The following is a 13,583-nucleotide window of genomic DNA, read 5'->3' on the forward strand; positions in this document are numbered from 1 at the left end:
GAGTAGTGAGTAGTGAGTAGTGAGTAGGTAGGCATTGTATTTTTCTCCCCCTGCTCCCCCTGCTCCCCCTGCTCCCTCTGCTTTCTTTTCCCCTGTCACCTATCACCTGTCACCTGTCACCTATCCCCAACCCCCAGTCCCTCAAAATAGTGCAAAAAAGGCATCATCTAATTCGTAACCTAGCATTTGCGCCATAGATTTAATCCTCGCTTGCCAGGGAATATCTTGCTGTTTTAACCAGTCACTCAAAAGAAAAACTTTGTGCATCAAAAAGATTTCTAAAGCTTCGGGATTATACTGAATACCTTCTTTTGCACTAAATTGATGCGGTACAAGCATAGCGGTATAACGAGCCATTTCTCCGGCTTTCCAATCTAATAAAAATGGCAACCAGGGATATTTTGCATCTAAGCGTACAAACCACAGGCGTAATTCTGGAATTTCTGACAGTTCACGAGGATCGCCAGGTTCTAAGGGATAGTCAATATCAAACTGCAACTGCTGTTCATAGTTAGCGTAGACACTTTGTGTTTTATCTTGGGTTGCTCCTTCTTGTAGCAGTTGATTCATTACCGTATCGACAGGTGATAAATCCAGGTTATTAACAGAATCGGTATTGAGTGCGATCGTGATTGTCATAGACTCAACAGCTACTTTTTGTACACAGTGGTAAACTTGACAATTCACAGTACCAGCTTTCTGCAATTGACGCTACATTTACCGCATACTTCATATCCTGCCGGAAATTACGAATTACATCAAGCCTGCGGCATAGCTGCGCTTAGAGCGTATCGGGGGGGAGCGTCGTTACGAATTAATTTTCCTGGTACAGTCGCCAATATTTGTTGGCTTTGCCATAATTGATGATCTAATCAGTAATTATCTATGGCTGCTTGCTAATGACAGACAACCAAGTCAAAATTCACCTGCTTGCTGGTATCCAGGGTTTGACGTTGTTGGTTTTCTATGCAGAAGACTGTTGGCAGTTTCGAGTTTTAACTGTGGATGGTGCTGTTTTTGGACAAGGAAAAGTCTATTACAGTACCCACGCAGCAGAAAAAGCCGGATGGGAATGGATTAATGAAAATTTTCAATGAGTGCCTTTTGTGACCAAACAGGGTGTGATTGCCATTCTTAAACCTCAGAATTGGCAATGCAATGGCTTAACGCAAGAGCGTAGCTGATCGCGCTTATCATGTCAATGTCAGGGAAAGGGTGTGCGATCGCCTAATTCATATACTTTAAGGTTGGCTTTTTTGGTTGAGATTGAAGTTTATCTACTGTGGTTGATAGTCGTTGTCTAAAATAATGCCGAAGAAAATTAGAGAGTTAAAACAATGGCTACGTCAAGTAGGTTTTACTGAACTCCCAGGAAAAGGAAGCCACTCTAACTGGATACATCCCTTATATGCTGGAAAACTAACCGTGTCAGGTAAAGATGGTGCAGACGCTAAATTATACCAGGAAAAGGATGTACAACAAGCTATAAAAGAAGTAGAGAAGAAACAAGGGCAGGAGAAGCAGGAATATGAGTAAATTTAAGTATCAAATGTTGATTCAATGGTCAGAACAAGACAATTGCTTCTTGGTTGGATTTCCTGATTTTCCTGGACAGCGTTGGCGGACTCATGGTGATACTTATGAAGAGGCTGTGACGAATGGCATTGAAGCCTTAGAGTCTTTAATTATGGCTTATGAAGCAACAAATGAAACACTTCCAGAGCCAACTGTTAATCAAGCTGCCTAATTAACCTTGCTTGTTACCTAACTTGTGAAGAAAGTATGGGCGATCACCTAACTCATATACTTTAAGGTTGGCTTTTTTGGTGAATCATAACTAAGGCTGCTTGATTTCGCAGCTAGTTAGTCCCTTAGCTTTTTTCACGAATTTCTCATCAAAAGTGTAAAATTCTGCATGATTTTGACTTTGGGCTAGATGAAAGGCATCAGCAAAATCTAAGCCTAATTCATGCCATTGTAACGCTTGAAAAACTAGGCTAGCATTACTCAAGTGAACATTTGGCAACCCAAACAGCTTTCTTAAGGCTGTACATATTTCAACAGGTTTAAACTTATAGGCAAACCTTAGTACCCACTCAGTTTCTAGAACTACAGTATCTGGTATGAAAATATTTTGATTTTGAAAAATTTCTAGACTCTTTCGGTACTGTAATTCATCATCTTGGGTCAATAGACGCACAATTATATTAGTATCAACTGCCACCATGCCATGATTCCTCTACACCTTGACGGATGGCATTATTCATATCTTCTACAGATTTAGGTGCGCCTTGATATTTTAAACAGCCTGCAACATCATTTAATGTAGTTTCTGTAAAAGGCTTCTTGGGTTTGAGAAGAATGCCATCACCCATACTAATTGCTATTAATTCTTGACCAATTTCCCAGCCAGAAGCTTTTAGTAATTCCTCAGAAATATTTATTTGTCTCTCACTGGATACTTTTGTTATTTCCATAGATTGCCGAAATTTGATCATTATAAATGGAAAATTTGTTTGTACGGCATTTTTATTATGGCTGATGAAGCAACAAATGAAACACTTCCAGAGCCAACTGTTAATCAAGCTGCCTAATTGATCAGTTTTAATTAAAAATTAAGAATTAGCGTGAGAAAAGTGTGGGCGATACCTATGGTAAGCTGCGCTAACGTTATCATTAAGTTTACAAACAACATAATTAAATGAAAACCTACGACTGGATTGTAGTTGGCGGTGGAATTACGGGTGCGACACTCGCCTACGAATTAGTCAAAACAGGCTTGAGTGTACTGCTATTAGAAAAAGATGAAATATCGCAAAATGCCACCCGTTACAGTTATGGTGGACTGGCTTATTGGTCAGGAAGCACACCACTCACTCGCCAATTATGCCAAGAAGCGATCGCTATTTATCAAAATTTAGCTCAAGAGTTAGACGCTGATATTGAGTTACGGGAATTAGACTTATTACTGACTATTGCTGCCGATAGTGACCCCCAAGCAATGGCTGCATTATATGCTAATTGTGCAACCCCACCCCGTTTAATCAGTGTTCAAGCCGCTTGTGAATTAGAACCATTGCTAAATCGGGAAGCTGTTTCCGGTGCTTTGACTGTCAAACATGGACATATCCACCCCCAAAAAACAGCGCAAGCTTACATTCAGGCTTTTTTACGTGGTGGTGGTGAAATGCAAATCACCGAAGTATTGCAAGTAAGGTCAGGTAGTGTCACAACTACTTCTGAAAATTACTTCTGTGGGAATGTGGTTGTGTGCGCTGGCGGACTTAGCCGTAATTTATTAAAAGCAGCAGGAATTCCGATCAAACTGTATTTTACCCATGCAGAAATTATAGAAACACCACCTGTAGATTTACAGCTAAAAACTTTAGTCATGCCAGCTAATTTACAAAGATTTAAATTAGAAGCTGCATCTACAAAAGATGATAAATTGTGGGAAGAGATGGGTAATCAACCAGCCCCACCAATATTAGATATAGGTGCAATTCAGTTTCAAGATTGTAGTTTGCGCCTAGGTCAAATTAGTCGTGTGCTGACAGACCCTTATGCTAATGTAAATTCAGATGAAAGCGAAAATTGGTTAAGGCAAAGTATTACTAAAGTTTTACCTATATTGGGTAATTTACCAGGAACTTGGCATCATTGTTTAGTAGCATTTAGTAGTAATAATTTACCTTTAATTGGTGCTATTTCAGGATATGAAGGTATTCATATTTTTTCTGGATTTAGTAATCCTTTAGTTTTCATACCTCCCTTAGCACAGCGATTTGCTCAATTTATTACTAGCAATGAAGATGAGATTATTGTGCAATTAAATATAACAGCGTAAATAATAGTGATACAGAACCCCGGCTACTAATTTTATGCTTATCTGAAATATATGAAATTATCTGATTTTTCATGTTATGTAGTAAAATCTGCGCTTAATCTAAACTCGTTCTCTACTAAAACCCTGACTTTGCAAAGGTTTTACAGATTTCGTGCAAAGTCAGATTAATTATGAATTACGAGTTAATTCTGGTATTTTTATATCAATATCATTCGTAGCAATTAACGTTGCGGCTTCTTGTAAAAGCTCTTGTTGCTCTTGTTGAATAGCTTCTAATCTCAGTGATATTTCTGCTAACCTTTGCGGTTTACCTTTGTGAACGGTGTCACTTAAAACTGATTGTGTTTCTGCTGGTTGATGATTTATTGATTTTTGTAGGAATGAATTAAAAATTTGAAGTAAAAAGAAAAAGCTAAAGTTAGTTACAGCTTGAATTAATTTTAAAGGAACTTGCAGAATTGACCAACTAGCTCTTTCAATCAAGCTCATCACGGCTTTAATGATACTCCAGATGAGAGTTAGAGCAAATAGTAATACTACTAAACTAATAATCGGATGATTTGCTGCCCAATCTAATATTTGTACTAGCCGCCACAATGTTGGGTGCTGTAGCAACCAATTATTAAAAGCAGAATTAATCCCTGATGTGGGATTTGTTAAAACTGTTTGAATAGCTGTTGAGGTCATACTCTTAACTTGTTCAGCATTTTGCCAACTTTGATTTAATGTTTGTGTCACTGCATCAATAGTTTTATCAGTCGTTGTTGTAGCAGTTTCTTGTAAAGATTGCCCAATTTTTTGTGCTGAATTAGTCAAAGAATCAACCTTTTGATTGGCAAAATTCTTTGCTGTTTGCCAGTCTTGCCAAACTCGATCAGATAATTTGATATATATTGCAACTATCATAATCAATTGAAGTCTCAAACTGCAAAATTACCTAATCCCTAATCTCCAATCTCCAATCTCCAATCCCGACTACACAGGATTTGCTGAGGCTGGATAATATCTCTGTAGGCTACTATGTGGCATAAGTATTTATCCGATAGCTTATGTTTAAAAAATTGCCAATTGTGTTAGCCGCAGCTACTCTGTTATTAACATCAATAGATCATACTCAAACCAGTTTAGCCGGAACTTGTGCTTCTAATTGTGGTTCTAGTCCCCTTCAGTTTACACCCGGTCAACGTATCCGCTTAGAAGTAGTTAATAATACTTCTAAGTTAGTAGAACTAGAAAAAATCCAAGGTTCTAAGGCGATTCCTCTGCAACCTGGAGAGAAATTACAATTTGCTCAGGAAGACGGTAAACAACCCAATCTTTCCCTTGTGTTTTGGGATAAGACAGGATCACCCTTACAAGCGGTTGTTTCTCAACCAAATTTTGGCACATTACGCGTAGAGATTCGTCCCACTTGGCGTTATCCAGGCGATCGCTCTCTCTATATACTGAATGATGGCCGCGTAAATGTGTTTTGAACCTGGCATTATGCTTTTGGAAGCAGTAATATTAGAGTTGATATTGACGATATACCTGACTGGCGGCACGATGCACTAGGGAGTGTCGCCAAACTAAAGATTTCATATCATCAGCGTAACCACCACCAATTACGCAGGCGATAGGATAGCCAGAACTAACACAGGTGCTTAACACCTGCATTTCTCGACGGAAAAGCCCAGTATCAGTTAAGGCTAATTTACCTAAGCGATCGCCTATATGCGGATCAACACCAGCATCATAAAATACCAAGTCTGGTTTAATATCTGAGAGCAAATCTGGTAAGTATTTAGCCAAAGTTTGTAGGTAAGCGTCGTCTTCCATACCCACGGGTAGGGGAACATCTAAATCGCTTCGTTGCTTAGTACCAGGAAAGTTAACTTCGCAGTGCATGGAGAAAGTAAATACGCTGTCATCATCTTGGAAGATAAACGCCGTACCGTCTCCTTGATGGACATCCAAGTCAACAATGAGGATTTTTTGCACGAGTCCCTGTTTTTGGAGAACGCGAGTGGCGATCGCTAAATCGTTGAAAATACAAAAACCAGATCCATAACTAGGAAAGGCATGATGCGTTCCACCCGCAGTATTACAAGCTAAACCTTGACTTAATGCTAACTGTGCGGTGAGTATTGTCCCACCTGCTGCTACACAGGTACGATTGGCTAACGCTGGACTCCAAGGTAAACCAATTCGACGCTGTGCTTTGGCATCTAATGTACCTTCACAGTATCCTTGGACATAATCAGGGGTATGAACTAACTCAATTAACTCTGGGTGCGGAGGTGTTGGGGTATGAAATTGTTCTATGTGTGCCACGCCTTCAGTTAATAATAAATCATAGAGTTTTTGGAACTTTGGCATCGGGAAGCGATGACCTTTAGGTAATGGTGCAACGTAATCAGGGTGATAAATAATTGGTAGATCCATATTATTTATTTTCACCGGAATTGTAGTATTCGATCCGTCTGGAGGTTTTTGATTGTGTAGCGATGAGGTAAAATCTTGCAGTAATCATCCCCTTGCTGGAAATTCCAAATTAATAATGATGGACTGGATTTTACCTTTAGCATTAATCTTAGTTGGCTTGTTGACGGGAATAATTGGTGAAAAAGTTATTTTCAAGAAGCTGAAAAAATTTGCCACCGATAAACAAATTCCCGGCAGCAATATAATATTTACGTCTCTGCAACGTATGCCTTTTATTTGGTTTGTACTTGCAGGTTTTTCCGGTGCTGTTGTGAGTGCGCCGATCAAGACAGATATTGTTATTCTATTGCAAAAAGTTACTACAATAGTTTTCCTATCTTCAGTTATCTTAGTCTTAGCTAGACTCTCTGCGGGTTTTGTGAATCTATATACTAAAACAGCAGAGAGGGCAACTGCATCACTTATATCTAACCTCGCTAAAGCTGCTGTTTTAGGGTTAGGAGGATTAATTTTATTACAAACAATGGGAATTGCCATTACTCCGATTATTACAACTTTAGGGGTAGGGGGTTTAGCCGTTGGTTTAGCATTACAAGATACCCTAGCTAATTTATTTTCTGGCTTTTATCTCATTCTTTCTAAGCAGGTGAGAAATGGCGATTATGTCAAATTAGATGATGGTAATGAAGGATATGTGATTGATATTTCTTGGCGCAACACAACAATTAGAGAACTTTCTAATAATGTTGTGATAGTTCCCAATTCTAAGCTTGGCTCGACAATTTTTACTAATTATCATCTACCTGCCAAAGAAATCACTTTAACTATGAATGTAGGTGTTAGTTATAATAGTGATTTAGAACAAGTGGAACAGATAACGGTAGAAGTGGCAAAAGAAGTGATGCAAGAGATTGCCATTGAATTAATTAAAAATGAGCCATATATCAGATTTCACACATTTGGAGATTTTAGTATAGATTTTACATTATATATGCGTGTTAGTGAATATTTTGATCAACGCATGGGTAAACATTTAATGATTAAAAAGCTGCACAAGCGTTATCAAGAAACAGGTATTTCTATTCCTTTCCCCATTCAAGATGTTTATATCAAAGAAAATGTTAATTCTAATGAAACATTCAATTTGGAATAAATTGTCATACAAAAAAAGGTCAAAGGTAAAGAAATGAAGAAAAATTTTACCTTTGACCCTTAGTTTTATCCTACTGTGAACATTTCAAGAGGCAATTGATTGCATCTCTAAAAATTTAAAATTCTATCTTTTGCTACCTGGAGTTCGTCCATCTTCATCGTTACTACCACCGTGGGGACGAGAATTACCAGGATCGCAGTCTTCAGAACCATTACCAATACCTTGGTTGCAATTGCGACGGACTTTTTTATCATCATCGTCGTCATCATCGAATTGGCGACGAACTTTTTTGTCATCGTCATCATCGTCATCATCGTCATCGTCATCGTCGTTATCAATTCTATTGAATCTATCAATCTCAGCTCGCTGCTGTAGACTTTCCACGGCGTACTGAGAAGATATATCTGCTACTTCTCCAGTGCTGGCTAAAGTTTTGTAAATTAAAGCACTAACTTCTGCTCTAGTGGCTACCTTATCAGGATTAAGGTTCTGCACATTAGGATAGTTGACTATGATACCCCGTTCTGTGAGGGCAGCGATCGCATTACGAACATCACTACGAATACTGGTAGCATCTTTGTAAACTGCCAGTATTGTCTGTGTCGAACCGCTAAAAGTATAGTTAAGTCCTTGGGCTAAAGCTAATAAAACTTCTAAGCGAGACAGGCTCTGAGTCGGTTTGAATGTATTCCCAGATCCGCCTAAAAAGCCCATTGCATAGGTGTCGCGGATGGCGTTATAAGCCCAATATCTACTAGAAACATCTCTGAAGCTAATAGCATTCCTGACTTTGGCTGTGGCAAAGGCTTGAGTTAGCATCGCTGCAAATTGGGCGCGAGTCAACTGTTCATCAGGACGAAAGTTACCATCGGGGAAACCTTGGATAATTTGCAATGCGGCTAATTCAGAGATAAAGTCTTTAGCCCAGTGATTAGTAGAAACATCAGCAAATTTAACTTGGATACCGTTAGCTACCCCAATCTCACGATAGCTCATCATCATCTGGCCGACATCATAGATAGAACTATCATCATCACTGACTTCATTGAGTTCTACTAATCTACCTGGTTCAACTTTCAAAGCTTCCGCCAAGTTGTAACTAAAGGCGTTCATCGTCTGACGCACCATAGCAAACTCACCCGTACTGAAAGAAGTAGGATAAACGCTAGTTGTCGCCACAGTTGAGAACCCTTCCGCTTGGAACTGGCTAACGTTGACTGTTTGGGAACTGCTGAGGAAAGTCACCCGTTCGCCGCTAACTTGGGTGAAGTAGTCGTAAGTGGTACTACCAGCATCAATTGTGCCGTCTTGGTTAGCGTCATTACCGCAAACTGTGCGAACAACTTGATATTGTGAAGGGTTTTCTGACAATATCAGGTTGACGGCTGTGTTTGCTGACAATAATTCAAATTCACTGTAGCCCAGAAAGCGGTTTTGAAGATCATACAGGCGCACGACCACGCGATCGCCTGCTTTTAATCCTTTAACAAATTTTGCCTTCTGACTAACTTTATATTTGTAATCACCTAAGAATCTTTCTTTTAAAAAACCCTTGTGACGTTTGGATTTCAAAGAAACACGGGCAATTACATTAGAAATGTTACCAGCCGGTTGCAAAATCGCCAAGCTAAAACCTGTCTTTTTCCCTTTGACAGAAGTGTTAGTAGCCGTTAGTTGGGTACTGCGTTGGGTGGCGATCGTTTGTTGTTGAACAGTGCGGCTAGTAGTCGTTCGAGAGGCAGTTTCCTGATTCTCGATCATTGTAGTCAGGAACTGAGTTGCACCTTCATCAAGTTTGGCTAGTTTCCCAGATGTATCAGTGCGATATACCCACACCCGTGTTTGATTAGTAGCTACTACTTGCCAGCCAGGGACTTGAGCTTGTGTACAACTTCCCGCTACTGTTAAACCCAAGCAGCCATTTGACCACATTTGCTGTTGAGCCTGAATAATGCTTAAGGCTGAAACTTTTGCACCTGTACGCCGAGAAATATCTTGAAGAACAGCCATTTTAATTGGTTCTGGCAGCTTATCAGCTTTATTGCTGAGGGATTCTTCTACTATTATCTGTTTTTGGGTAACGGTGCTAGAGATTCCTGGATCTGCATAGGCAGAAACTATGGGAGAAAAGATGGCCAAGGATGTGGCTGCTAGCAATACTTTGCTGAAATGAGCTAGGGAACGTGGATGCTTATATTTCATCTCACACCGTATTAATTGGCTAAAAGTGAAAGGAACTTCATCGTTCCTTTATCTATTAATCCCTGTGTGAAGATAAAACTAACATTTCGAGCAACTTTAGTACAATATTTCGTCAATTTGTAGCTTTTTTAAGCGCAGAACTCTTATGTCCTCTTGGCTGTCACCTGTGTTTTTTAAAGTGTTTGCGCTAGAAATATATCGAACTCGGTCAAAGTCTGGCTCACACCAACTTCTTTAGCTCGCTGCATAAACAGTGGAATAGTCTCTATCACTGTGATACCAGGGAAAGTTTGACTTGTCTGAGATTCAACATACTTATCTTGTTGCAGTAGGTAGATTTTTAAGTGGCTATTTTTGTATATCCACAGTTCTGGTACTTTCAACGCTTCATAAGCATCAAGTTCTGTTTTAGAGGTCAAGTCAGTTTCTAATGCTAAATCTGGTGGGGGATCTACAGTCAAATCCAGTCGAGTTTTACCGATAACAGCTCTGTAGTTTTCGATATAGAAGCATTCGTCAGGCTCAATACCTGCTGTCATACTCTGACTTTTAAAAGTAGTAGAGCCAAGGGGTTCCCATGAGCGTTTTTGAAATTTGAGCAGGGCTTTTACTAAGTCTGCAAGTAAAACTTTTGACCTTTCATGCTCAGGTAGAGGGGCCATGATTTCTAAAATCTGATTAGCATAAGCGATTCGAGATGAGCGCGATTCTCCTAACTTAGCAAGAATCTGTTCAAACTCTCCCCAAGCAACAGGCTCTAAAGTAACTTTTTGACCTGGTTCTAACCGCAGACTAATAGCAGTTGCTGGCATAGGGATTTCCAAATAAAAAAGTATCTCAGTCTAAAAATAACATTTTGATAAGAATGCTGGGAGGCGAGACGCTTTACTATATATAACAATAGTATAGGAATCTTCATAATGACTTTAACGACCCAGCAGCTAGTAACCACGGCAAATTTTGAAAAACTGGTTTGGACTTGGCGCAATCACAAAATTCAATATACGGTCATGGGTACTGGACAACCGTTGGTACTTGTGCATGGCTTTGGTGCTTCCATTGGGCATTGGCGTAAGAATATCCCAGTTTTAGCAAGTGCTGGCTACCAAGTTTTTGCTGTGGATCTTTTGGGGTTTGGTGGTTCAGATAAAGCTCTAATTGATTACAGCACAGAAGTTTGGGTAGAACTATTAAAAGATTTTTGGACAGATCATATTCAACAACCTGCTGTATTTATTGGTAACTCTATTGGCGCACTTTTAAGTTTGATAGTTTTGGCAGAACATCCAGAGATGGCTGCTGGAGGTGTGTTAATTAACTCGGCTGGTGGATTGAGTCATCGTCCCCACGAATTGAACCCACCCTTAAGAATTGTCATGTCGGCGTTTAACCGAGTGGTGCGATCGCCAATTACAGGTAAATTTGTATTTAACCGCATTCGCCAAAAATCTCAAATTCGGCGCACACTGTACCAAGTTTACCGCGATCGCACAGCCGTTACTGATGAATTAGTTGATTTACTTTATACTCCATCTTGCGATCCAGGCGCACAGCAGGTATTTGCCTCTATCCTTACAGCACCACCAGGCCCAACACCAGAGGAACTCTTACCCAAAATAGAACGTCCTCTACTAGTGATTTGGGGTGCTGACGACCCTTGGACACCAATTACTGGGGTGAAGATTTACGAAACCGCCCTGGCAAATGGCAAAGATATTAAAATCGTGCCTATTCCTGGTGCTGGTCATTGCCCCCATGATGAAGTCCCAGATGTTGTCAATACCCAGATTGTTGACTGGCTAACGCGGGAAGCAGAGGGGTAGGGGAGCAGGGGCGCAGAGGAGCAGAGGAGCAGAGGAGCAGAGTAGAAAAAACTAATGACTAATAACTCTTGACTCAGCACGCTGCTCACGCCCCGCTACCGCTAACACCACTCACTACTCTACTCACCCTCACTACCCACTACCCACTACCCACTACCCACTACTCAGCACTCAGCACTCATTACTCATTACTCAGCACTCATTACTCAGCACTCCATAAGGGCAGAATGGCAGATAACAATCTGGGTGAGAATTTATAATTTGTTAATTGCACTTGACAAAATTCAACTCAGGTGGTGTTTAATGGAGCTTGATGTGCGTAATCAAGGGAAAATCCCCTTAATTCAACATCCAGATTTTTCTGCTTTGGGTTATGAGGTTATCCGAGAATTGGGACGCAACCAGCAAGGGGGACGCATTACTTATCTTGCTGGTGTCCGTAACTTCAAACAACAGGTAGTAATTAAAGAATTTAGTCTCTCCCATGCAGGTGCAGACTGGCTGGGCATAACAGCTTACGAGCGAGAAGTGCAAATCCTGCAAACACTGAATCATCCCCGCATCCCGCGTTATATAGATTCTTTTACTACATCTAAAGGTTTTTACATAGTGCAGGAGTACAAAAACGCTCCTTCCTTGGGTTCAGTAAAGAGATGGCATCCAGAAGCAATTAAGCAAATAGCGGTGTCACTTTTAGAAATTTTAGTATATTTACAGCACCGAGTTGATCCAATTATTCATCGGGATATTAAACCAGAAAATATTTTAGTTGATGAGCAACTAAATACCTACCTAGTAGATTTTGATTTGGCACACGTCCAGGGTAAAAAAATGGCTCTGAGCAGCTTGGTAAGCGGAACTCCTGGTTTTATGCCACCAGAGGAACACTTAGGTCAAACTCTGACTCCAGCTTCAGACTTGTATAGTTTAGGCTCAACACTGATTTATCTACTGGCCAAAACTCATGCTGTCAATATTAGTAAGTTATTTGACGGTAACTACCGCTTTGATTTCCAGCAATTTCCAGCAGTTAATCCCTGTTTTGTGTGTTGGTTAAGGGGAATGGTAGAACCTAAATGGCAATATCGCTACCCCAATGCTGCTGCTGCATTAGCTGCACTACGACCCATTCAGGTTACTGGTGCTACTAGTATGCTAGAAAATGCGATCGCATCCCTGAGATTAAGAAGACACACTTCCATACTAGGACTAGTAATGATTGGGTTATTGGCAGTAGCCGGAATTACATTGGTCATCTCACAACAGGATAGTGCAGCCCAGCAGGTGCAGAAGGTGACAGGGGATAGGTGACAGGGGAGCGGGGGAGCAGGGGGAGCAGGGGGAGCAGGGGAAGAAAAATACAATGCTCTAGAAGTTTTTGAATTTTTAATTGATTAAGTCGCCAGTTCCAATAAACCGACAGGGGGGGTAATTTCAATCCGACGAGCTGGTAAATCTACCACAGGTGCGATCGCTTTGACAAAGGGAATTAACAGTGTCTTGGGTTTTTCCTCGCTAGTTGGGGACTTTTGTAACTGTACCTCTAGCAAATCATTTCCAGCCGGAATCACATTAACTACTGTACCCAGCAGTTCCCCAGAGGCTTGCAGAAATACCTCTACGCCAATTAAATCGATGACATGATATTCATCTTCTCCTAATTGGGGGCGATCGCTAGCCGATACAAATAATCTACAATCGCGTAATTCTTCAGCCTCGTTACGACTTTCTACACCAGCCAATTGGATAACGTATAAGTTTTTCCCTTCTATATAACGTCCTGTTAACAATTCGATGGGTTGCGGTTCTATCTCGCCTGGATGCAATAACCATCGTGTTCCTGATTCCTGAAACCGCTCAGGAAAGTCAGTTTCAGGATAAACCCGCAACTCTCCACCTAAGCCTTGTGGGGCAACGATTTTCCCAATTTCTATCCAATCATCAAGGTTGGGGGATTGGGGACTGGGGACTGGGGATTGGGGATTGGGTTTTTGCTTCTTCCCTGCTTTCCGCCTTCCTTTCTTTTCTTTTGTTTGTTCTTGGTTCATTACCATTAACTCAACTAGTACAGCACAGCGTAAATGAACATACCATGTTAAATGGGTCAACCAATTTTTGACGCACTATTTAGTCA

The 13,583-nt window shown here is 40.5% G+C and carries 17 protein-coding genes; 9 read left to right on the plus strand and 8 right to left on the minus strand.

All coding sequences use genetic code 11. From position 1 onward, the window contains the following. Positions 1 to 141: 141 nt before the first annotated feature. On the minus strand, positions 142 to 639 hold the full coding sequence (locus tag ACM0OR_RS20585; protein WP_323264982.1) for a CRR6 family NdhI maturation factor: 498 nt from the start codon (positions 637 to 639) through the stop codon (positions 142 to 144). A gap of 260 nt (positions 640 to 899) precedes the next feature. On the opposite strand from ACM0OR_RS20585, the gene ACM0OR_RS20590 reads away from it, so the two are divergent. From ACM0OR_RS20590 to ACM0OR_RS20600, 3 genes are all read left to right on the plus strand, one after another. After that, entirely contained in the window at positions 900 to 1,097 is a 198-nt protein-coding gene (locus ACM0OR_RS20590; protein WP_414578430.1) for a hypothetical protein, read from the plus strand. Positions 1,098 to 1,308: 211 nt separating this feature from the next. Then, a complete protein-coding gene (locus tag ACM0OR_RS20595; RefSeq protein WP_414578432.1) occupies positions 1,309 to 1,536 on the plus strand; it encodes a type II toxin-antitoxin system HicA family toxin in 228 nt (75 codons plus the stop codon). Beyond that, a complete protein-coding gene (locus ACM0OR_RS20600; RefSeq protein WP_414578433.1) occupies positions 1,529 to 1,747 on the plus strand; it encodes a type II toxin-antitoxin system HicB family antitoxin in 219 nt (72 codons plus the stop codon). Before ACM0OR_RS20595 ends, ACM0OR_RS20600 begins: the two co-directional genes overlap by 8 nt. Before the next feature lie 90 nt (positions 1,748 to 1,837). Here the strand turns inward: ACM0OR_RS20600 and ACM0OR_RS20605 are convergent, their stop codons facing one another. Both ACM0OR_RS20605 and ACM0OR_RS20610 read right to left on the minus strand, forming a co-directional pair. Continuing rightward, positions 1,838 to 2,227, minus strand: a complete 390-nt coding sequence (locus ACM0OR_RS20605) for a type II toxin-antitoxin system VapC family toxin (RefSeq protein ID WP_414578435.1) — start codon at positions 2,225 to 2,227, stop codon at positions 1,838 to 1,840. Continuing rightward, positions 2,214 to 2,477 (minus strand): AbrB/MazE/SpoVT family DNA-binding domain-containing protein, encoded by a 264-nt coding sequence (locus tag ACM0OR_RS20610; protein ID WP_414578436.1) that lies wholly within the window; start codon positions 2,475 to 2,477, stop codon positions 2,214 to 2,216. Before ACM0OR_RS20610 ends, ACM0OR_RS20605 begins: the two co-directional genes overlap by 14 nt. A gap of 224 nt (positions 2,478 to 2,701) precedes the next feature. Here ACM0OR_RS20610 and ACM0OR_RS20615 point away from each other — a divergent pair, with 224 nt between their 5' ends. After that, on the plus strand, positions 2,702 to 3,847 hold the full coding sequence (locus tag ACM0OR_RS20615; protein WP_414578438.1) for an NAD(P)/FAD-dependent oxidoreductase: 1,146 nt from the start codon (positions 2,702 to 2,704) through the stop codon (positions 3,845 to 3,847). Positions 3,848 to 4,015: 168 nt separating this feature from the next. On the opposite strand, the gene ACM0OR_RS20620 is transcribed toward ACM0OR_RS20615, so the two are convergent. Continuing rightward, positions 4,016 to 4,753 (minus strand): hypothetical protein, encoded by a 738-nt coding sequence (locus ACM0OR_RS20620; RefSeq protein WP_414578439.1) that lies wholly within the window; start codon positions 4,751 to 4,753, stop codon positions 4,016 to 4,018. 143 nt (positions 4,754 to 4,896) lie between these two features. Between ACM0OR_RS20620 and ACM0OR_RS20625 the strand changes: the two genes are divergently transcribed. Continuing rightward, a complete protein-coding gene (locus ACM0OR_RS20625) occupies positions 4,897 to 5,322 on the plus strand; it encodes a hypothetical protein (RefSeq protein WP_414578441.1) in 426 nt (141 codons plus the stop codon). 31 nt (positions 5,323 to 5,353) lie between these two features. Here the strand turns inward: ACM0OR_RS20625 and ACM0OR_RS20630 are convergent, their stop codons facing one another. Next, positions 5,354 to 6,271 (minus strand): histone deacetylase, encoded by a 918-nt coding sequence (locus ACM0OR_RS20630; protein WP_414578477.1) that lies wholly within the window; start codon positions 6,269 to 6,271, stop codon positions 5,354 to 5,356. A 115-nt stretch (positions 6,272 to 6,386) separates the two neighbouring features. On the opposite strand from ACM0OR_RS20630, the gene ACM0OR_RS20635 reads away from it, so the two are divergent. Beyond that, entirely contained in the window at positions 6,387 to 7,424 is a 1,038-nt protein-coding gene (locus tag ACM0OR_RS20635; protein WP_414578442.1) for a mechanosensitive ion channel family protein, read from the plus strand. A 123-nt stretch (positions 7,425 to 7,547) separates the two neighbouring features. Here ACM0OR_RS20635 and ACM0OR_RS20640 read toward each other — a convergent pair whose 3' ends face one another. Together ACM0OR_RS20640 and ACM0OR_RS20645 are read right to left on the minus strand one after the other, a co-directional pair. After that, positions 7,548 to 9,626 (minus strand): S-layer homology domain-containing protein, encoded by a 2,079-nt coding sequence (locus ACM0OR_RS20640; protein WP_414578444.1) that lies wholly within the window; start codon positions 9,624 to 9,626, stop codon positions 7,548 to 7,550. A gap of 173 nt (positions 9,627 to 9,799) precedes the next feature. Then, a complete protein-coding gene (locus tag ACM0OR_RS20645) occupies positions 9,800 to 10,438 on the minus strand; it encodes a Uma2 family endonuclease (RefSeq protein WP_323264925.1) in 639 nt (212 codons plus the stop codon). A 108-nt stretch (positions 10,439 to 10,546) separates the two neighbouring features. Here ACM0OR_RS20645 and ACM0OR_RS20650 point away from each other — a divergent pair, with 108 nt between their 5' ends. The 3 genes from ACM0OR_RS20650 to ACM0OR_RS20660 all read left to right on the plus strand — a co-directional run bounded on the left by ACM0OR_RS20650 (position 10,547) and on the right by ACM0OR_RS20660 (position 12,760). Beyond that, positions 10,547 to 11,449, plus strand: coding sequence for an alpha/beta fold hydrolase (locus tag ACM0OR_RS20650; RefSeq protein WP_414578447.1), 903 nt, complete (start codon positions 10,547 to 10,549; stop codon positions 11,447 to 11,449). A 68-nt stretch (positions 11,450 to 11,517) separates the two neighbouring features. Beyond that, complete coding sequence (locus tag ACM0OR_RS20655) at positions 11,518 to 11,709, plus strand: hypothetical protein (RefSeq protein ID WP_414578449.1); 192 nt, start codon at positions 11,518 to 11,520, stop codon at positions 11,707 to 11,709. A 43-nt stretch (positions 11,710 to 11,752) separates the two neighbouring features. Beyond that, the gene (locus ACM0OR_RS20660; RefSeq protein WP_414578451.1) at positions 11,753 to 12,760 is read left to right on the plus strand and encodes a serine/threonine protein kinase; all 1,008 of its coding nucleotides are present in this window, start codon (positions 11,753 to 11,755) and stop codon (positions 12,758 to 12,760) included. Between the two features lie 83 nt (positions 12,761 to 12,843). On the opposite strand, the gene rimM is transcribed toward ACM0OR_RS20660, so the two are convergent. After that, the gene (gene rimM / locus ACM0OR_RS20665) at positions 12,844 to 13,497 is read right to left on the minus strand and encodes a ribosome maturation factor RimM (RefSeq protein ID WP_414578453.1); all 654 of its coding nucleotides are present in this window, start codon (positions 13,495 to 13,497) and stop codon (positions 12,844 to 12,846) included. Between the last annotated feature and the right edge of the window lie 86 nt (positions 13,498 to 13,583).

This window comes from Anabaena sp. CCY 9402-a (assembly GCF_963920945.1).
In the GTDB taxonomy this organism is placed as follows: domain Bacteria; phylum Cyanobacteriota; class Cyanobacteriia; order Cyanobacteriales; family Nostocaceae; genus Trichormus; species Trichormus minutissimus.